This is a genomic window from Thermoactinomyces sp. FSL K6-2592, assembly GCF_038006465.1.
GTDB classification, from domain to species: domain Bacteria; phylum Bacillota; class Bacilli; order Thermoactinomycetales; family Thermoactinomycetaceae; genus Thermoactinomyces; species Thermoactinomyces vulgaris.
On the sequence record NZ_JBBOVH010000001.1, the window covers coordinates 1,618,938 to 1,638,355 of the forward strand.

Annotated in this window: 19 protein-coding genes and 1 pseudogene; all 20 read right to left on the minus strand. The window is 48.1% G+C overall.

Annotated features, from left to right (window positions below; all coding sequences use genetic code 11):
* Positions 1–562: 562 nt before the first annotated feature.
* Positions 563–1,786 carry a restriction endonuclease subunit S gene (locus NYE37_RS08470; RefSeq protein WP_049720008.1) on the minus strand — a complete coding sequence of 408 codons (1,224 nt, stop codon included), beginning with the start codon at positions 1,784–1,786 and terminating at the stop codon, positions 563–565.
* A pseudogene (locus tag NYE37_RS08475) lies at positions 1,783–2,811 on the minus strand (HsdM family class I SAM-dependent methyltransferase); the annotation flags it as partial. The gene NYE37_RS08470 and the pseudogene NYE37_RS08475, both read right to left, overlap by 4 nt.
* A 270-nt stretch (positions 2,812–3,081) precedes the next feature.
* Complete coding sequence (locus tag NYE37_RS08480) at positions 3,082–3,870, minus strand: sporulation protein YpjB (protein ID WP_049720007.1); 789 nt, start codon at positions 3,868–3,870, stop codon at positions 3,082–3,084.
* Positions 3,871–3,955: 85 nt separating this feature from the next.
* On the minus strand, positions 3,956–4,612 hold the full coding sequence (locus NYE37_RS08485; RefSeq protein WP_181729117.1) for a DUF1405 domain-containing protein: 657 nt from the start codon (positions 4,610–4,612) through the stop codon (positions 3,956–3,958).
* A gap of 57 nt (positions 4,613–4,669) precedes the next feature.
* Positions 4,670–5,458 (minus strand): menaquinol-cytochrome c reductase cytochrome b/c subunit, encoded by a 789-nt coding sequence (locus NYE37_RS08490; protein WP_037995228.1) that lies wholly within the window; start codon positions 5,456–5,458, stop codon positions 4,670–4,672.
* A 26-nt stretch (positions 5,459–5,484) separates the two neighbouring features.
* A complete protein-coding gene (gene qcrB / locus NYE37_RS08495) occupies positions 5,485–6,156 on the minus strand; it encodes a menaquinol-cytochrome c reductase cytochrome b subunit (RefSeq protein WP_037995230.1) in 672 nt (223 codons plus the stop codon).
* Positions 6,157–6,183: 27 nt separating this feature from the next.
* Positions 6,184–6,681 carry a ubiquinol-cytochrome c reductase iron-sulfur subunit gene (locus NYE37_RS08500; RefSeq protein ID WP_037995233.1) on the minus strand — a complete coding sequence of 166 codons (498 nt, stop codon included), beginning with the start codon at positions 6,679–6,681 and terminating at the stop codon, positions 6,184–6,186.
* Positions 6,682–6,847: 166 nt separating this feature from the next.
* On the minus strand, positions 6,848–7,303 hold the full coding sequence (locus NYE37_RS08505; RefSeq protein WP_049720006.1) for a DUF2487 family protein: 456 nt from the start codon (positions 7,301–7,303) through the stop codon (positions 6,848–6,850).
* A gap of 60 nt (positions 7,304–7,363) precedes the next feature.
* Positions 7,364–7,912 (minus strand): YpiB family protein, encoded by a 549-nt coding sequence (locus tag NYE37_RS08510; RefSeq protein WP_049720005.1) that lies wholly within the window; start codon positions 7,910–7,912, stop codon positions 7,364–7,366.
* Between the two features lie 113 nt (positions 7,913–8,025).
* Positions 8,026–9,156 carry a hypothetical protein gene (locus NYE37_RS08515; protein ID WP_049720004.1) on the minus strand — a complete coding sequence of 377 codons (1,131 nt, stop codon included), beginning with the start codon at positions 9,154–9,156 and terminating at the stop codon, positions 8,026–8,028.
* A gap of 81 nt (positions 9,157–9,237) precedes the next feature.
* A complete protein-coding gene (locus NYE37_RS08520; RefSeq protein WP_340711922.1) occupies positions 9,238–9,735 on the minus strand; it encodes a hypothetical protein in 498 nt (165 codons plus the stop codon).
* Between the two features lie 168 nt (positions 9,736–9,903).
* Positions 9,904–11,196 carry a 3-phosphoshikimate 1-carboxyvinyltransferase gene (aroA, locus tag NYE37_RS08525; RefSeq protein ID WP_049720002.1) on the minus strand — a complete coding sequence of 431 codons (1,293 nt, stop codon included), beginning with the start codon at positions 11,194–11,196 and terminating at the stop codon, positions 9,904–9,906.
* On the minus strand, positions 11,193–12,323 hold the full coding sequence (locus tag NYE37_RS08530; protein ID WP_069201541.1) for a prephenate dehydrogenase: 1,131 nt from the start codon (positions 12,321–12,323) through the stop codon (positions 11,193–11,195). Before NYE37_RS08530 ends, aroA begins: the two co-directional genes overlap by 4 nt.
* A 9-nt stretch (positions 12,324–12,332) precedes the next feature.
* Complete coding sequence (gene hisC, locus NYE37_RS08535) at positions 12,333–13,424, minus strand: histidinol-phosphate transaminase (RefSeq protein WP_049720001.1); 1,092 nt, start codon at positions 13,422–13,424, stop codon at positions 12,333–12,335.
* Between the two features lie 31 nt (positions 13,425–13,455).
* The gene (gene trpA, locus NYE37_RS08540) at positions 13,456–14,253 is read right to left on the minus strand and encodes a tryptophan synthase subunit alpha (protein ID WP_049720000.1); all 798 of its coding nucleotides are present in this window, start codon (positions 14,251–14,253) and stop codon (positions 13,456–13,458) included.
* Positions 14,253–15,452 (minus strand): tryptophan synthase subunit beta, encoded by a 1,200-nt coding sequence (trpB, locus tag NYE37_RS08545; RefSeq protein WP_340711923.1) that lies wholly within the window; start codon positions 15,450–15,452, stop codon positions 14,253–14,255. The genes trpA and trpB overlap by 1 nt, the downstream gene beginning before the upstream one ends.
* Entirely contained in the window at positions 15,436–16,104 is a 669-nt protein-coding gene (locus NYE37_RS08550) for a phosphoribosylanthranilate isomerase (protein WP_198050628.1), read from the minus strand. Before NYE37_RS08550 ends, trpB begins: the two co-directional genes overlap by 17 nt.
* On the minus strand, positions 16,101–16,880 hold the full coding sequence (trpC, locus tag NYE37_RS08555) for an indole-3-glycerol phosphate synthase TrpC (RefSeq protein ID WP_037995254.1): 780 nt from the start codon (positions 16,878–16,880) through the stop codon (positions 16,101–16,103). The genes NYE37_RS08550 and trpC overlap by 4 nt, the downstream gene beginning before the upstream one ends.
* The gene (gene trpD, locus NYE37_RS08560) at positions 16,870–17,892 is read right to left on the minus strand and encodes an anthranilate phosphoribosyltransferase (protein WP_198050627.1); all 1,023 of its coding nucleotides are present in this window, start codon (positions 17,890–17,892) and stop codon (positions 16,870–16,872) included. Before trpD ends, trpC begins: the two co-directional genes overlap by 11 nt.
* Positions 17,889–19,403 (minus strand): anthranilate synthase component I, encoded by a 1,515-nt coding sequence (gene trpE, locus NYE37_RS08565; RefSeq protein WP_049719996.1) that lies wholly within the window; start codon positions 19,401–19,403, stop codon positions 17,889–17,891. Before trpE ends, trpD begins: the two co-directional genes overlap by 4 nt.
* Positions 19,404–19,418: the final 15 nt, after the last annotated feature.

The following is a 19,418-nucleotide window of genomic DNA, read 5'->3' on the forward strand; positions in this document are numbered from 1 at the left end:
GAAACAGGGGTTTTCCGGTTCTTTTTTGTTTTTCCTTTCCCATGCACTCCTGTTTGTCGGTGTTTGGAATGGTTTGTTTGTGTTGCAAACTTGTTTACATTATAATTAACGGGTTTGATCATTTTCTTTGCCCGCGTCACTAAATCCCATGATCTTGACATTTGTTTTTGACAAAAACTGATTGCTTTCTACGAATAAAAATAAGAAGCGCCCAAAACCATGATTCCATTCCCTAAATCAAAAGAGCTGCCCGGTTGGAAGGCAGCTCTTTGATTTACTCAATCGATTTCGATTACCTTTGAAATTTCTAAAATTATTAATAATTTAATTCTCTTACAACCCCAGTAGTCCAAAATAACTCTTTGGAAACTGGATTTTATTTTATTATTGTTAATCTTTTAATTGACCTTGAATATTAATAATACCCCATCTTTCCTTTTCCAATCCATACCCCTCTCGAGGTTAGCAGGTGGGAGCAATCCGCTTCTACCTCTACTTCGTCACTTGCCTTTATTGATAAAAAAGCTGGGAAGTTCCCAGCTTTACGGAAAGAATTATATGATCAGTTAAATTCAAGTTCTTGTTGGACATTTTTTTCTTGATTTTTGGTAGTTGGTTTAATTTGTTTCAGCAGCGTTTCTTTCAGGAGCTCAATAGCACTTTCCTCTCCAGGGTTATTTGTGCCAAGTTCGCCACGAAAGGCTTTAAGAAGAATTGATTGTTTTAACTGATTTAATTTCTCTTCTAAACCAATCAACTGCTTGGCTTCATGTTTTTTGTCCAACAGGGATTCGACTCGTCGGACAATTTCTTTTTGTTCTGGGAGAGGTGGTAAAGGAAATGGTAATTTATTTAATTTAGCAACTTGTATCCCTTTTACAGTTGAACCTGTTGACAAAGACTCAATTAATGACATGTTTAAAGTAAAATACATCCATAAGAAGAAAGGCAAAATCTCTATTTTTGGCCTTACTATCTTCAAATCTTGATTTATAGCTGTTTGTATCTGCGTAATGGTACTCTTTCCTGGGGACATTCTCGTGACGAGTAATACTTCACCTGGATTAGCAACTGAAGATGTGCTATTATCTAATCCATCTTTTGTTATAGAATCAAATGTTTTACTTAGATAAATATTTTTTATATCTTTAACAGTTGCCCAAGGAATATTTCCATTCCAAAACCTTTGTTCATTCTTTGATGGTGTACCTCCCCCAATAAAACTAACAACTTTATCCAACCTCACCCACACCCAATTCTCTGGCAATTCATACGGTGGATCAATTAGCGGGAGTTCCTTATCTCTCTTCTTGCCTTTTTTATTTGTTCCCAATTTTTCTCTTTCTTCGCGAATCCGTTCTAACAGTATATCTGCTGGTTCGACATCCGGATTTTCTTCACGCCATTTCTTGGTCAATTCTCCGCGAAAGGCTTTTGCAAGGATAGCAGCCCGCCGATTGGCAAAGGTTTCTTTCGCTTCTTCAATTAACTGCTTGGCTTCATTGATTTTGTCCAACAGGGATTCAACACGTTGGACAATTCTTTTTTGTTCCGGAAGGGGTGGGAGGGGAATAGGATATTCGATAACATCCTTTGATTTAAAAATCTCATCAGCGTATTTACTTGGTTCAATACTTTTTTGACTTAGTTTATTGTCGTTTAAGGATTTCAATCTCACCCACACCCAATTATCCGGCACCGGGTAAGGCTGCTCCTCCTCTGGCACCAACGCTTCCTCCAGCAACTCCTCTAACGTCTTTCCCTTTTTCCCCTGCTTCTTACTCACTTGCATCCCCCCTCGGTCACTTTCAATTCGTGAACGACTTCATTTAAAAGCGCGATGGCCTGTTCCAGCTTGGCGATGGCTTCTTCGGCAGATTCAATGGGATCGGGCAGATTCTCATAGTCGGAAAGAGATTTGTCTGCGATTAAGCCTAAGTCCAGCGTATCTCCTTTGGCGGCGATTTCTTCACGGGTATAGCAGGACCAGCGTGGGTCGTCCACTTGATGGCGGTCTTCGGCGGTGTATGCTTCAATAAAATCTGCAAAATGCTCTTCGGTGAGCGGGTTGCGTTTGCCGAAGCTGGGCATGTTGGTGCGCAAGTCGTAGAACCAGACTTCTTTCGTGTTCCCGTGATCAGTCACACCCCGGGTAAAAAAGAGAACGTTGGTTTTAACACCCTGAGCATAGAAAATCCCCGTAGGCAGACGCAAAATGGTGTGCAGGTTGCATTTGTCCATCAAATCGGCCCGCACTTTGCGGCCATCACCGTCCTGGAAGAGAACATTATCGGGTAAGACGACAGCTGCACGGGCTTTGCCATTGGGTTTTAAGGCCCGGTAAATATGTTGCAAAAAGTTGAGCTGTTTGTTTTTCGTAGGGTAGGTCATGTCATCCCGGGTGGGGCGTTCCCCCCCTTTTTTGGTTCCGAACGGCGGATTGGACAGGATCACATCCATGTTCATCATTTCTTTTCCCAAGTTGGAAAGGGAGTCCCCCAGTAAAATATTGCTTTTCAGGCCGTGCAACATGGCGTTCATCAAAGCCAGCCGGTGGGTATCCAACACCAGTTCACAACCGCTGAACTGCTCGTTGATGAAAAATTCCGCTTCCTGCTGAGTCATTTCAAACGTGTCTTTAATTTTCTCCACATGTTGGGCAGCAGCGATCATAAAGCCAAAAGTTCCTGCTGCAGGGTCATTGCAACGCTCCATCGGCTGGGGATCGATCAGTTTGACCATTACATTGACCAGCGGGCGAGGGGTAAAGTACTGACCTGCTCCCGATTTTTTCTCGCTGGCGTTTTTCTCTCCTTACCTACTTGACGATCACTTTCGCTAACTCTATTCTCTCCTCGGTATCATAACTTTTTGCCATCTCCTAAAAAAACACTTTTCCATACCCTGTTTTCCCATCAAACCGAAAGTCATAACTGTCAGTATGGCAATCCAAGACAGAAATATCGACCGGAAACTTTTTATGTATCAAAAAGCCAAGAAGCTTAAGACAATCTTAAGCTTCTTCTTTGATCTCATTGATAAAATATCTGTAATTGAAAGCACATTGATTTTAAACACGTTTTAGTCCGTCACCTTTTGAGTGCGCGGATATCTCCGCCAACTGACATAAGCCAGGACACCGGCAATCAACCCGGAGATCCATCCTCCGATTTTTAATAACACTTCTTTTTCATCCCAAGGGGACACCATGGACAAGACATCTTTTTCGGAACCGAAAAATAACGGGTCCAAAAGCCTTTCCCATTGCCGGATTCCCCGCTGGCGTTCGGCCCAATCATTGGTCTTCCGGATCCATGTCATCAATGAGTCCAGTTTTTGTACTGTTGTTTCGCTTTTACTGATCATGACCGCCGGACGGATCAATTGGTAATGCTCATAAAACTGATCAATTTGTTGCTTGTAACCTTTTTCATTTTTCGCTTTGATTTCATTCTTGATCTGCCCGATATCCCGCTTGAACTCGCCGTAATACTGATGCCACATCGGCTGATGGGGATGAGACACAGCATCAAAAGCCATTTGCATGCGAAGCGCGGAACGGTGAATTTCGGCATGATTGGGCCGGATTTGGTTCAGATTCCGCTCCACATCCATGATCACCCCCGATAACATATGAATCGCGGGCACCGTTAATTGTTTGTCCACCCAATTGGATTTGGAGAACTTTTGAGACAAGGCGGTCAGTTTTTCCCTTGCTGATAAATAATCTTTCTCCTCAATGCTTTTCATCACTTCATTGGCCAACCCGGACCAGGATTGGCTTTCATCAAAAAAGCCTTCATTGGCTTGTACTCTTTCAATCGGGACGATCCATAACACCATCAACAAAGTCCAGATGATCCATCTCAAAACCACTCCCTCCCGTTCACCACCGATAGTACAAGTTTATTTGCCATCTCATCCGGTTATGTCCACCAAACAAAAAAAGCCGGTATCATTTCCCGGCTGAAAACCAAAGATCATAATTCCATTTTCGGTGAGAACTGTTCAACATGGACAAGGTTGCAAAGAAAAGCAATGTCGTCAAGCTTAACAGCATCGTAAAATAACCGACCAAATGGTCATAAGGCTCCAACGGGGGCGCCAGCCACGGATGGATATCGAGTCCGTAGTCCAGAGCATCATTGAGCAAAGTCCACCCACCGACAATCAAAATTTCCCGGACCCCATATGTATAAAAAGGAGCATACAAAACAGCCTGCAAAGCCATTCCCAGATGAGAGCCGATCAACATCCAATGTTGCCAGGTCAACGCCTCCATAAAAGGACGCGAATCCAACATTCCTCCCAAAATGATCATCACCACGGCCCATATGCCGTATTTCACCAAAGTGATGGAAGCGAATGCCTCCAAAAGCGGGCTTCTGCGATGGCAAAGATAAGAGAGCAGGACCAGGCAGAAAAAAGTACTGGCAGTGGGACTGTCGGGAACAAAAATATTCAGGTATTTCGGCTCTGTCCAAAGGAGTTGATTTTTGTACCAATAAAATCCGTAAATGGATCCCAGCAAATTGATCACAAACAAAACCTGCAAAAAAAACCGTTGTTCCATGATCCACAACCACTTCTGTTTGAGGACAGCAATGCTCATTGATATTCCTCCTTTGAAACAAAAACCTGGTTGCTTTGGCAACCAGGTTTTTTCATCTTATTTTTGCGTCTGTTTTGTCAACCATTCAACCAGTACTTTTTCCTCTGCAGGGCTTCCTTGGAACATTCCGGCAGGCATTGCCCCCCGGCCTTCTTCAACAATTTTGGTGATTTGATCAGCTGATAATTTGTTTCCAACGCCCAGCAAGCTCGGTCCGTTTTTCCCTTCCAGGTTCTCGCCATGGCATTTGATACAAGCATTTTCAGAATAAATTTGATACCCTTGAGAGTCTTTTGCCACGACTTCCGTATTTTCCGGTGCTTCGCCGGGTGCAGACTCCAATTGCTGTTCATGCTCGTATTCCGCTGCCCATGTTAATGCCGAAATCGCAATCAAGGTCGTCACCATAATCCCTGTGGCCACCGGACGTTTCAAAGGGCGGCGATCCTTGCTGCGATCCAGCCACGGGGCAAGCATCAATGCCGTAAAAGCGATCCCCGGCAAGATCACGGTACCCACAACCACAAATTTCCCAGCTGCCCATTTGTACTTCAGCAATTGGTACAAAAACAAGAAGTACCAGTCAGGAACAGGCAAAAAGCTGGTGTTGGTCGGGTCGGCAAGCTCACCGAGCGGGGGTTCTTCCGACATGACCAAGGTCATGAAACCCACCAAAAAGACAACTGCAACCATCCACTCTTTTAAAAGGAAGTCCGGAAAAAAAGCTTCCGTTTTTCCTGGAAACTCAGCGTAGTCCTTCGGATATAACTTCGGACGGTCAGCACGAACGCGTGAGTCTCCCACATAGTGGACTTGTTTGTCGTTTCCTTCTTGATTATGTGCCAAAGTGGATCCCTCCTCACGCGCAGACCTTATAGAGGTCCGGATATGCCCTGACGACGAATCAGGATAAAGTGTGCACCCAACAGCGCAAGCAATGCAGCCGGGAGGAAGAACACATGCAGAGCATAAAAACGTGCAAGAGTCTGAGCACCTACGATGTCTCCCCCTTGCAGGAATGTTGCGATGTAAGGCCCGATCACCGGCACAGAAGCCGCGATTTCAACCCCTACTTTGGTGGCAAAATACGCTTTGTTGTCCCACGGCAACAAATAACCTGTAAATCCAAGGCCCAACATGACAAAAAAGATCAACATTCCGATAATCCAGTTAAATTCACGCGGATGTTTGTAAGATCCTGTGAAAAACACGCGCAGGGTATGTAAAAAAAGCATGACGATCGCCACGCTGGCACCCCAGTGATGCATGCCCCGCACAATGACACCCATTGCAACCTCATTTTGCAGATAATCCACGCTCCGGTGAGCGTTTTCAATATCCGGAACATAACTCATTGCCAAAAACATGCCGGATAGGATTTGAATAACGACGACAAAAAAAGTCAATCCACCAAAGCAATAAATAAAAGCAGAAAAGTGGTGAGCCGGGTTCACGTGTTCCGGCACCTCATGGTCCGCAACATCGCGCCACAACGGCGTAATGTCCAACCGCTCATCCACCCAATCATAAATGGCGCGCAGCACTTGCTACACCTCCGTTTCAGCAACCATTTACTTCTTGATTAGCGGTCCAATCAATAACTTTCCATCTTGCACTTTCGTTTCATAGCGATCAAGAGGTGCTGATGGGGGGGTACCCGGGACGTTGGTCCCATCCTTCGTGTACCGGCCAAAGTGGCAGGGACAGAAGAACTGGTTTTTAAACTGCGGGTTGCTGTTCCAGTTTACGGTACATCCCAAATGCTTGCAAACAGGGGACAAAGCCACAAATTCACCGTTTAACTTCAGCACCCAAGCAGTCATCTGTTCCCCTTTAGGCGGGTTGTACCAGCCGTCTTTACGGTGAACCGTAAAACGTACTTCCTTTGGTGTATCGGTAATTTCATCCACGCTCAAACCAACGTCGTGGAATTCGCCGCCTTCTCCTTTTCTGAGTAACGGATCAGCAACAAACCGAACCATCGGGAAAAGGACTCCCGAAGCAAGGAAAGCACCGGTCCCACCTAATGTGTACGTTAAAAATTGCCGGCGGGAAACTTTCTTACTCACGTTTTGTCCGACCTCCTTCTATCCGGCTTACCGTCCACTCGGACCGGAATCTATGCTAGGACACTTTCATCTTTTACTAGGACATATACATGATAGCGAAAGCTTTCCATAAAAGTCAAGGAAGGGTTCAGACTTTCAAGGACAATGTTCCCAAAAATCTTGAACATTAAGATTGATGTTGCCAGAGTTCCAACACTTTTTCATAAAGTTTCCGGGTTTCTTCCTCCATTTCTGATTGGGTGGCTTCCGGTGAAAGTTCCATGGCATGGAACAACAAGTTTTGCTCATTTTCCCCGTAACTCTCCTCCACCAACGCTTTCAATCTCCCGTCGTAAACGATGACAAAATAGTTAAAACCAGATTGCCTGATATCTTTTATTATTTCATGAAAATACGATTTAAAAACCTCCGGGTTTTGTCCCGTATATGAAACGGACGGCAAGAGCAACAACCGCCCTGTTAAAGTTTTTTCCAGTTCTTCGGCAAAATATTGGACCATTTTCCCGTTTTTAATATCCAATTCTTTTTCCTTGATCCGGACAGAGGCAACCGGCAGGCACAAGGTGTCCACAAAGGCCGCCACCTCTTTCCAACCGTCCTGATTGATTTGATCCAGTCGCATTTTGTAACCTTCTTTCCAAAAAAAAATGCCCAGCTTCTGCTGAGCATTATAACGAATATATCATTTGGACTCCAGTATTTCCTTCCATTGTTTGCTAAGTTGTAAAAATGTTTCAACATCTCGCTTGGCCAAAGCATCATCAATTTGTTCGTACAAACGTTTTTTTTCAAAATCCTTTACCGCCTGATCCAGAAGCATCTCCGCAAACAGACTCAGCAAATGGTCTTGCACCAAGTCATGTTTCTCCATGGAATAAACCTCCAATACCGCGGTAAATTTGGAACACGAGAAACGCTTTTTAAAATACAAACCGATATATAGCTCTTCATGGGGATACGCCCGGATATCGTCAAAAGCCGTCTCCACATCCGTATACACCCGTTTGTTTTTCGTAAAACGAAACGGGACCATTTTACTGCAACAGGATGAGATAATCATGGATTTGGGCAGGTTGCGGACATGATCCACAAAACGGACTTTTTCAAGCAACCGGTCATTGGAATGCAAATAACCGAGTAACCATGCCGCTTCTTTTTTCTGCAAATCGTAATTTTCCAGGAACCAATGAATGAACGATTTTTTCTCTGCCACAGACACGTTGCTTTTCATATTTCCCCCACTCTTGCGCCGTTTGGAAAATTCATTCTATTCCGGCTGCAATCCGGAAACAAACCGTTTCCGGATACAACATGTTTTCGGCGCCATGGACATTGATTCCTGCCTCATGTCCTTTGGAGGAACCCTTCCTCGATCGCACGCTCCCTGAAGGCCGAAATCCCGTATAACCACTTGACTCCGGATGGTGTAAGGGAAATATATTGCTCCTCTCCTTCCCTGCCGATCTTCAACACGCCGAGATGCACCATCATTTTCAACACTTTTTGGAAAACGCTTTCTTTTGTTTCGTAATAAAAAGGGTTGAGCCAAGATTCCGTTGCCTGATAAACCGTAACCGTCCGGATCCATCCCGGATAAGCCAACAATGCGATCAAACGAATGACCATCGGCAACTGTGGAACCACCCGCCGGTAAAGACGTATCCAAAACCGGACCATTTCTTTTCCGTGGTCAATCTGTTGCTTCTCTTGATTATTTAATTTCCCCGAACCTTTCTCCGTTAAACACAAATATCCATCTTTATCCTCTATAAAATATCCTTTGTAATAGGCATAATCATACAATAGTGAGAAACGGTCCGGATACAGATGATAACAACGGCCGAATCCAAACCGGGGGCCTTTTTTGGAAACCGGCTCTTCCGGGACATAAAACGTTTGAAACATTTGCTTTTGTTGATTTTTATAGATCGCCCCGTCCAAGGTCAACCGGACAATTTCCTTTTTTAAGAACAGGAGGAAATGATCCAAGTCGTGAAGCAATTGGTTTTGTTCATCACGATAAACCGCCGGTGGATCCTCCCGGTAACTTCCTTTCAACCGGAAAGGTTTGAGCAAAATCTCACTCACTTTTTTCCGCAAATCGGAAGGAACATGATACAGCGATTGCGTACGATGGGAATAGCCGGGAAAAATCCACCCTCTTTTCAACGACTCCACAATGAATCGGCGCGGCTCGCCTTTCTCTCCGTCCAAGGCTGCCCTCCCTTTGGCCAGAAGTTCTTCCATGGAGTATTGAAGGCTCGGATCCAACATGATCAATTGCAGAAAACGGAATTCATATTTGTCGAGGGAAGCAATTTGCTCCTCCAGCTGGTTTTTTTTGTTCATGTGCTGCAACAACGACCGGATCAGGTCATATTTGGAACTGGAATTTTGATTTTCACACCCGTAGTACCGGTTCATTCGTTTCAGCTGTTCAATGTCCGCATAGGTTAACCATTCTGCCATGTTCACCGTCCATCTTCCTCCTCGAAGACTCGTTATTTTTATTTTGGACGAATCGGGAGAAAGATAGACTCTTTGCCGTCATGGTTTTCAGAGATTCTTCTCATTTAACGGGATGGATGATTTCCGGTTGTCGCGGTGTTCTTCCGTTTTTTCCTCTTTCACCTGAATCCCTCGGCCTGCCAGAAAAAGAATAAAATAGATGATGACCAAATGCCAATCATGAATGGTTTGTTTTGGAAAAAACAAGGCCAATAAATCCCCGATCAAATCTTTCCAATATAAATAAAATTGATCAATCACGGACACCGTTTGAATAAAAAACAAAAGATGAAGCCACGAAAACACCGCCGTTGCCTGCCACAGCGACAACCCATGGGTTTGCTTTCCGGAAGAGCCCAACCCCAAATAAATAAACATCATCATGACACCAATAATCAGCACGGTCCACTCCATCAAATGATCCGCCACCAACCGGGCTGGAAACCAAAATGAAATCAACAAAGGAAAAAACCAGATTTTCAATGCCATGACCAGTCCGATCACGATTAAAAATTCAAGGCTAAAACGACCGACTCTTGTCCGCATGAAACCACCTCATCCCACTTTTATGTTTACAAGAAAAAAAAAAGAACCGCCCGATCTGATCGGGCGGGTTGCACAGGACGTACATATTGGATAGGAGTGGAGAGAAACCATACTGTAGTTCCCATTATAAGGTCAGAAGTGGACAAGGTCAACAACATTTTTTAATTTTCAGATTTGACTCACTTGCATTTTTTGGATGTAACGGAAAAATCCGGGGAAAGATACATCGATGGATTCCACATCCAATACCTTGACGGTTTCTTTTGAACCCAATCCGGCAACCGCCATCGACATGCCGATTCGATGATCCCCGTGGCTGGTGGTGATGCCGCCGCGCAGGGTCACGGGTCCTTCGATCACCATGCCGTCTTCGGTTTCTTCGATGTTTGCCCCCAACTTCTTCAGTTCGTTGACTGTGGTGGCAATCCGGTTTGATTCCTTCACTTTTAATTCTTTGGCATCTTTGATGACCGTGGTTCCTTTGGCTTGAGTGGCAACAACGGCCAAAACCGGAATTTCATCAATGAGGCGCGGAATCATCTCTCCGCCAATGGTCACTCCATGAAGCTCTCCCGTGCGAACCGTCACTCTGCCGACGGGTTCATTACACCAGCTTCCGGTTTCTTCCACTTCCACTCCGGCTCCCATTTGTTTAAAAGCATCCAGGATTCCGGTCCTTGTCGGGTTTAACCCGACGTCTTCCACCGTCACCTGACTGCCCGGCACCATCAGGGCAGCGGCCAGCAGGAACGCAGCAGAGGAAATATCCCCCGGCACCCGGACTTTGGTTCCTTGCAACGATTGTCCACCTTCTATGGAAACCACATGATCTTTCGCCGTCAATGCGGCTCCAAACGCCGGCAGCATGCGTTCGGTATGGTCACGGGATAGAGAGGGCTCCGCCACCGTGGTGACCCCTTCTGCGCTTAAACCGGCTAGCAAGAGACAAGACTTCACTTGGGCGCTGGCCACCGGACTGTGATAGGTGATCCCCTGCAAACGGCCTCCTTTTATGGCGAGAGGGGTGTAACGCCCGTTTTCCCGCCCTTCAATGCGTGCTCCCATTTTTCGTAACGGTTGAACCACCCTGTCCATGGGACGGCGGCCGATGGATTCATCACCGATCACCGTTGAAAAAAACGGCGCTCCGGCCAATATTCCCAGCATCAACCGGATGGTCGTGCCGGAGTTTCCCACATCCAGCGGGGCCACCGGCTCTTTTAATCCGTGAATCCCCCGTCCGTGAATCCGCACGGATGTGGGGGACAATCGTTCAATTTCCACTCCCATCTGCTCAAAGCATTGCATGGTCCCCAAACAATCCTTTCCGGGCAGAAAGCCCTCGACTTCGGTCACCCCTTCAGCCAATGCCCCCAGCATGATGGAGCGGTGGGAAATCGATTTGTCACCGGGTACTTTGCAAGTCAATTGAAACGGTTTCGACTGCGATATTTCCATCATCCTTTGCTTTCCTCCCAGCTTTCGTCCTCACTGAATACTTCCAAGCCTTCCCTGCGCAAGACAGAGATGGCGGCCAGATAATCTTTTTCTTTTTTAAAGGCAATTTTTAAGACGCCGGGAATCTCTTCCCGGTTTTCCATCACTTCCAAATTGCTGATATTGATGTTTTCGTCTCCCAACAGGGTGGCAATCTTTCCGATCACCCCCGGCTGGTCCGGCACATCCACATGCAATTCATACCGCGGTTCCAGAATCCCCCGGCGCTTTTTATCCGGCAATTGTTGCCTTAACCGGCGGGAACGGCTGAAAAACACTTCAATTTGCTCTTGTTCCCCGTCAGAAATGGCGGAGCGGACTTCTTCCATTTTTTCAATCCAATCATCCATCAACTTTAACAGCGCGTTCCTGTTGGAAAGCAAAATATCCCGCCACATGACCGGGTGACTGGCACCAATGCGGGTCAAATCCCGAAACCCGCCTGCCGCCAAGCGATGAAACCATTCATTTTCTTCATTATAATTGCCGACCACATTCACCAATCCGGCCGCGATGATATGGGGCAAATGGCTGATCGCCCCCACAATCCGGTCATGATGCGCTGCATTCATGATCACCAGCTCGGCCCGGGTCGCCTTGTGCAACAACTGGCTGATCTTTTGCACCTCCCAAAGGGAGGCCTCCGGATCCGGTGTCAAAACATAGTAAGCATTCTCAAACAACAAAGACCGGGCCGCCTGAATGCCTGACTGATGCGATCCGGCCATGGGGTGTCCGCCAATAAACACGATTCCTTTTTCTTTTAATTTGCGGCTTGCTTCCATGATCTCCGATTTGGTGCTCCCCACATCCGTCACAATGCATGACGGCTTCAGGGGAAGTTCGGCCAATGTCTCAATCATTTGCTTGATTTGGCCCACAGGCAAGGCGATGACAACCATGTCGGCATTGCTGACCGCCTGCGGGAGGGAAGTGGTCCAATCATCCACGGCGCCAATCGCCATTGCATACCGCAAGTCTTTTTCCGAACGGTCATATCCGACCACCACGGCATCGGTCCGTTCTTTCAATCCCAGTGCCAATGATCCGCCGATTAATCCAATTCCCAGAATCGCAATTTTTTCAGGCATCGGGAGATTCTATCCTTTCATTTCCAAAAGTTGCTCCAACGCTTTTAAAAACCGGTCATTTTGTTCTTTGTTTCCAACCGTGACACGGATGTAAGTCGGGAAGCCCAGCGCCTCTCCGGACCGGACAATCACCCCTTGACGAAGCAATCCCTGAAACGCCTCACCGGCCGGCATGGTGGTATCCATCAAGATAAAGTTTCCATGCGCCGGATAATAATGAAGGTTCCATTCATCCAATTTTTCCGTAATCTGTTTGATTCCCAACCGATTTTGGTTCCGGCAATAAAAAATAAATGTTTCATCCTCCAACGCCGCCAGTGCCGCAGTTTGCGCAAGCCGGTTCAGGTTGAAAGGTTCACGGACCCGGTTTAACTCGCGAACCACATCCGGATGGGCAATCCCGTATCCGGCACGGAAAGCGGCCAAACCAAAGATTTTGGAGAAAGTGCGCAAAACAATGAGTTGCGGATTATAATCCAGCAAAGACAAGGAATCGGGGTAATCCGGATCCGTGACATATTCATAATACGCTTCGTCCAACACCACCAAGACGTGTTCCGGCAGCCGGTCCAAAAACCATGTCAGCTCTTGCCGGGTCACAATCGTTCCGGTCGGATTGTTCGGATTGCAGATCCAGATCACCCTGGTCCGGTCCGTCACCGCCTCCAACATGGCTTCCAAGTCATGCACGCCGTCTTTTAAAGGCACCTTCACCGGCCGGGCTCCTTCAATCCGCACCGCGGTTTCATATCGCGGGAAAGTGAGATCAGCCATCACCGATTCCGTCCCCGGCTCCAGATAAGTGCGGCCGATCATCTGAATCAATTCATCCGATCCGTTTCCGAAGATGATACGCAGCGGGTCGGTTTCCAAGTACTCCGCCAATTTTTCACGCAGTTTCGGAGCATTCCCTTCCGGATAGAGATGGAACTCCCCTTTCATCTCTCCCAAAGCTTCCCAAACCTTCGGGGAACAGCCGAAAGGATTTTCATTCGAAGCCAACTTGACCACATCGTGGATCCCGTACTCCTCTTTTACCTCTGCAAGTGTTTTGCCAGGTTGATAGACTGGTAGTCCTTGAACGGTTGCTTTTGGTTTCATGCCCATTCCCTTTCAATTTTTTATTTCTATCTTACTCCGATTTTAACTGTCTGACAAACACCCTGATGTTCTTCAACCCGTCTTCCCTTTTCCCCGGATCCTTCAACAAGTCCGATTGTTCCTCGATTATCTTGACCAACGCACTACCGACCACAACAGCATCGGCATGGTTTAAAAAGTGCCGGACGTGTTCCCGGTTGGAAATGCCAAAACCCACTGCCGTGGGAACCGGGCTGAACTTCCGGACCGTATCCAGAAACTGACTGGTGTGTCCGGCGAATTGATCCCGCATCCCGGTCGTTCCCAGTGAAGAGACGCAGTAAACAAACCCTTGGGCTTCTGAAACGATTTCTTTCACCCGGTCTTGGGATGTCGGCGCCACCAGGGGAATCACGCACAAACCGCGTTTTTTCCCCAAATGGCGTAATTCTTCGCTTTCTTCAAAAGGCAAATCCGGGACGATCAACCCGTCAAATCCGTGAGCGGCTGCTTCATCCACCAGTTTTTCCATGCCAAACCGGTACACGGGATTGGCATACGTAAACAAAATCAGAGGCACTTCACTGCCGTTTTTTCGCATCTTTTTTCCCAATTGAAGCACTTTGTCCAAAGTCACCTGGTTTTTCAAAGCACGCTCCCCCGCGGCCTGAATGGCCGGACCGTCGGCCATCGGATCCGAAAAAGGAACCCCCAACTCAATGGCCGATGCCCCTTCCTCTTCCAGCAACCGGATAAGGCTTTCCGACACTTCCATATCCGGATCGCCGCACATGATGAAAGGAATGAAATGGTTCTCTTTTTGAACAAAGGTTTGTTGCAAACGGTTCATCACGATTCACCTCTTAACGCCCGGCGGATCGTTTCCACATCCTTATCCCCGCGGCCTGATAAACAAATCACAATCAAATCCCGAAAATCCCGTTGTTTGGCCAACCGGATCCCTTCCCAAACGGCATGCGCCGACTCCAACGCAGGCAAAATCCCCTCCGTCCGGCAAAGGATTTTCACCGCTTCCAATGCTTCTTGGTCGGTCACCGACGTATAGCGCACCCAGCCGGTCTTGTGCAGGTACGCATGCTCGGGCCCGACCCCGGGGTAATCCAGTCCGGCTGAAATGGAATGGGCCGGCAACACCTGGCCGTTTTCATCCTGCAGGAAATAACTGTACATGCCGTGCAAAACGCCGGTTTCCCCTTTGTTGAGCGAAGCGGCATGCAATCCGGTGGACAATCCTTTTCCCGCGGCTTCCACCCCGTGAAGACGCACCTCTTCCTCATCCAGAAACCCGGAAAACATGCCGATCGCATTGCTTCCTCCCCCGACACAAGCCACGACATCCGTCGGAAGTCGTCCTTCCCGGTTTAATATTTGGATCCGGGTCTCATCGCCGATCACCCGCTGGAACGTTTTGACAATCAGCGGATAAGGATGGGGACCCACGGCCGAACCGATCAGATAGAAGGCATGGTCCACCTCCGCCACCCAACGCCGGAGCGCTTCATTGGTGGCATCCTTTAATGTGCGGGTACCGGAACAAACCGGTTGCACTTTCGCCCCCAAAAGTTCCATCCGAAAAACATTCAACTGTTGCCGCTGGATATCTTCTTCTCCCATAAACACTTCGCATTCCAAGCCCAAAAGTGCGGCAACCGTTGCCGTGGCCACTCCGTGCTGACCGGCTCCGGTTTCGGCAATCAATTTGGTTTTTCCCATCCGCTTGGCCAAAAGCGCCTGCCCCAAGGCGTTGTTGATCTTGTGGGCACCGGTATGGTTCAAATCCTCCCTTTTTAAATAAATTTTGGCCCCACCGGCATATTCGGTGAGTCTTTTTGCATAAGTCAATGCGGTCGGGCGTCCTGAATAATGTTCCAACCAATGGTTTAACTCTTCTTTAAAGGAAGGATCCTTCATTGCCTCTTCAAATCCGGCTTCCAGTTCAATCAGGGCATTCATGATGGTTTCGGGAACGTAACGTCCCCCGAATTCCCCGAATCTCCAAGACGCGGCTTTTTTATGAAGTAGCGGCATAAGCTCTTTTCACCCTTTCCAAAAAAAGACGCATTTTTACGCCGTCTTTGCGTTGATTGATTTCTATTCCGCCGGACACGTCAATTCCGTCGGGACGATAGCGGGTGATCAACTCCACCACATTGTTTTCGTCCAATCCACCGGCAACCCAACAGGGCAGATTCAACTTGTTGCACGCCTCTTTCCAGGCCGGGACCAAACGCCAATCAAACGGTTTTCCGGTTCCGCCTTTGATGTTTCCGGCGGCGGTGTCGAGCAAAATTGCATCGGCCCACGGCTGATACGCTTTTAGCCTCGCCGGTTCCGGCCAAGCATCTTGCATATGAATCACTTTGGTAAGATGAAGGCCGGGCCGGGCCGATTTGATTTTCCGGAGCAACCCTGCAGGTTCTTCTCCATGCAATTGAATGCCGGACAGGGACGCGGTTTCCAACCAACTTTTCACTTCATCCCAAGAAGGATTTTGTAAAACCCCGATGGCCGCCTGCCCTGCAGACAGATGCCGGATCAATTCCGGCAATCGGCTGCGGGTCACGGACCTTCTCCGGCCGGGAACCAAAATAAATCCCACGGCATCCACCGGCAACCGGCTGACCTTTTGCACATCCCGAACGCTTTGAAAACCGCAAAACTTAATAAACGGCTTTTTCATCGGCTTAAACCCTCTCGCAAATCACGAACGGCCCATTCCGGATTTTCCTGGCGCATCAGGTATTCCCCGACCAGCAATCCTTGCACTCCGGCTTTGTGAATCCGCTTTGCATCTTCCAAAGAGAGAACGCCGCTCTCACCGATCACAGGGCGTCCCGGGGGAATGAGCGGTCTCAGCTTCTCAGTATGGGAGATATCGGTTTGAAAAGTATGCAAATTCCGGTTATTGATTCCGATCACATCCGGATCGCACGAAAGCGCCAGAGGAATTTCGTCTTCTTCATGGATTTCAACCAAAACTTCCATCCCCAGCTCATGGGCCGTCCGGGTGAACCGTTTTAAGCGCTTTTCATCCAATAAAGCGGCAATGAGTAAAATGATGTCGGCTCCCAACAGTTTGCTTTCATACACTTGCAATTCATCGATGATGAAATCTTTGCGAAGCACGGGCAAGCCGACATTTTGTTTCACTTGTGTCAAATATTCCGGTTTACCGTGAAAATAAACGGTATCCGTCAACACCGACACGGCCGCCGCTCCGCCAAGCTCATATCCCTTGGCCACCTTCACCGGATCCACCTTTTCCGAGATCACCCCTTTGGACGGAGAGGCGGATTTCACTTCGGCAATAACGGCGGCCTCCGTCCCCGCAAGCTTCTCTTTTAAAGACAACCCGTTCGGAAGGCGTTTGGCACGCTTGCAGTCATGCGGGGAAATTTGATCGTGAAGGGCTCTGATTTCTTTTGCTTTGGTGTTTGCGATTTTTTCAAGAAACATAGGTTACCTCCTTCGAAGCATGAACCACTTTGCTCAGCTGCTCCCGGGCACGTCCCGATTGAATGATCCGTTTCGCCTGCTCCGTCCCTTCTTTCAATGATCCGGCTTTCCCCGCAAGATAGAGGACCGCCCCGGCATTGATGCTGACGATATCGGCAGGAGCCCCCTCCTTGCCCGCAAAAACTTCTTTCATGATCCGGGCATTTTCTTCTGCGGTTCCGCCCCGAAGACTGGCTGCATGCCAACGGTTCACTCCGAGGGACTCCGGAGTGACCTCGTAAGTTTTCATCTCTCCGTTCTCCAATTCACTGATGCGGGTCGCATCCGTCACCGTCATCTCATCCAAGCCGTCCAGCCCCGACACCACCAGCGCTCTTTTGACGCCCAAGTGATTCAATACATGCGCCACCTTCCCGGTTAAGCCGGCATCATAAACGCCCAACAATTGCACTTTCACCCGCGCCGGATTCAACAGGGGCCCCATCAAATTGAAACAGGTGCGAAACCCAAGCTCTTTCCGGATGGACATCACCTTTTTGACCGCCGGATGGAACAAAGGGGCGAATAAAAAGCAAAGTCCTGTCTTTTCAAGCATTTTTACTGCTTCATCGGCATTCAAACGGATATTCATCTTTAAGGCCTCCAAGGCATCGGCACTCCCGCTTTTGCCGGATACCGCGCGGTTTCCGTGTTTGATGACGGGCACCCCCGCCGCAGATGCAACGATGGATGCCGCTGTTGAAATGTTAAATGTATTTTGTCCGTCCCCGCCGGTTCCGCAAGTATCCACCGCTTCTTCAAACGGGTTCCGGACGGGAATGGCTTGCGAATGGATGCCTTCGACAAAACCGATCAGTTCTTCCACCGTTTCCCCTTTCATCCGCATCGCTGTCAAAAAACTTGCGATTTGTGTCTGTGGCACGTTTCCGTTGATCATCTCTTCCATCGCTTGTTTTGCTTCACTGCGGCTGAGAGGTTCTCCTTCCACCACTTTTTTCAGAAACGGCTTCATCCTACCGAACTCCCTGCCTTTTCCGGCCGGACCATCGCCAATGCTTTGAGCATCCCCTTTGCTTTATGCCAGGTCTCGAAATATTCCCTTTCCGGATCCGAACCGGCGACAATGCCCGCACCGGATTGAACCTGTGCTTTTCCGTCACGGAACACAATGGTCCGGATGGTAATGCATTTGTCCATATCCCCACTGAAACTGAAATAACCGAGCGCTCCCCCGTAAATGCCCCGGGGAGACGCCTCCAGGTCGGCGATGATTTCCATTGCCCGCACCCTGGGCGCTCCGGACAAGGTCCCCGCCGGGAAACAAGCGAGCAAAGCATCCATGGGTTTCTTTCCTTCTTTCAGTTCCCCTTGGATCCGGGAAACCAGATGCATGACGTGGGAATACTTTTCGATCTTCATATAATCCGGCACTTTCACCGTCCCCACTTTGGCAACGCGCCCGATGTCTTCCCGTCCCAGATCTACCAGCATCACATGTTCGTCGCGTTCTTTTTGGTCTTGCAACAAATCCTCCATCAATGCCTGGTCTTCCAGTTCGTCTTTTCCGCGCGGTCTGGTTCCGGCAATGGGACAAGTTTCAGCGGTGGAACCGGTGACACGCACCAACACTTCCGGCGAAGTCCCGACAACCTTTTCGTCCCCAAAGTTCAAATAATACATGTAAGGGGAAGGATTCAAAACCCTTAACGCCCGGTAAACTTCGAAAGACGGAGGTGCCGGATCAACCGTCAGCGAACGGGCAAGAACCACTTGCAAAACTTCGCCGTTTTGAATGTATTCCTTGGTTTGCTTCACCATTTGCATAAATTCGTCTTTGCTGACGTCCGCTTTGACATCCTGTTCGGAAACTTCCCTCTCTTCAAAAGATAATGAAGGAACGGGGCCCGGTTTCTTCAAAAACTCCGATGACCATTTCTCCAGCCGGTCCGCCTCCTGATCATAGGCCTCTTTTATTTCCTGATTGGACATCCCGGGGGAAACCTTCAGGTGGGAAACAAAAATGACTTCTTCTTTCAGATGGTCAAAAACCAGCAATCGGTCCACAAACATGTAATGAAGGTCGTTTTGGTCAGAAGTCCCTTTGGTCACCTTCCGGTCCGGCTCCTTAAACCGGATGGCATCGTAACCGGTATAGCCGACCGCCCCTCCCAGAAATGAGGGAAAATCTTTATAAACCGGGGTTTGATACTGTTCAAGCATGGATTGTAAAAAAGCAAACGGGGAAGGAGTCACTGTTTTTTGGCTTTCGCCATTCCGCTTTGTCGTCGTGATTTCGGTCCCTTTTCCTTTTACCGTCAAAAACGGGTCATATCCGATAAAGGAATACCGGGATCGGTGCTCACTCTCTTCGACACTTTCCAACAAAAAGGAATAAGGTTGATCCTTCACCCGCGCATACAAACGGATGGGGGTTTCGGTATCAGCCAGCACTCTTTTGCAAAGCGGAATCAATTGATATTTTTTGCTCAGTGACAACGCAGTTTCTCTTGTGGGGTAAATCAAAAAAATCCCTCCTCA

Excerpts from the sequence above, each read along its gene's own strand:
- trpB (WP_340711923.1), bottom strand. The coding sequence starts at position 15,452 with ATGCCGCTACTTCATAAAAAAGCCGCGTCTTGGAGATTCGGGGAATTC.
- NYE37_RS08505 (WP_049720006.1), bottom strand. The coding sequence starts at position 7,303 with ATGCGACTGGATCAAATCAATCAGGACGGTTGGAAAGAGGTGGCGGCC.
- NYE37_RS08520 (WP_340711922.1), bottom strand. The coding sequence starts at position 9,735 with ATGCGGACAAGAGTCGGTCGTTTTAGCCTTGAATTTTTAATCGTGATC.
- NYE37_RS08550 (WP_198050628.1), bottom strand. The coding sequence starts at position 16,104 with ATGAAAAAGCCGTTTATTAAGTTTTGCGGTTTTCAAAGCGTTCGGGAT.
- trpD (WP_198050627.1), bottom strand. The coding sequence starts at position 17,892 with ATGAAGCCGTTTCTGAAAAAAGTGGTGGAAGGAGAACCTCTCAGCCGC.
- NYE37_RS08510 (WP_049720005.1), bottom strand. The coding sequence starts at position 7,912 with ATGAAAAGCAACGTGTCTGTGGCAGAGAAAAAATCGTTCATTCATTGG.
- trpA (WP_049720000.1), bottom strand. The coding sequence starts at position 14,253 with ATGAACCGTTTGCAACAAACCTTTGTTCAAAAAGAGAACCATTTCATT.
- aroA (WP_049720002.1), bottom strand. The coding sequence starts at position 11,196 with ATGATGGAAATATCGCAGTCGAAACCGTTTCAATTGACTTGCAAAGTA.
- trpC (WP_037995254.1), bottom strand. The coding sequence starts at position 16,880 with ATGTTTCTTGAAAAAATCGCAAACACCAAAGCAAAAGAAATCAGAGCC.
- NYE37_RS08485 (WP_181729117.1), bottom strand. The coding sequence starts at position 4,612 with ATGAGCATTGCTGTCCTCAAACAGAAGTGGTTGTGGATCATGGAACAA.
- NYE37_RS08530 (WP_069201541.1), bottom strand. The coding sequence starts at position 12,323 with ATGCCTGAAAAAATTGCGATTCTGGGAATTGGATTAATCGGCGGATCA.
- hisC (WP_049720001.1), bottom strand. The coding sequence starts at position 13,424 with ATGAAACCAAAAGCAACCGTTCAAGGACTACCAGTCTATCAACCTGGC.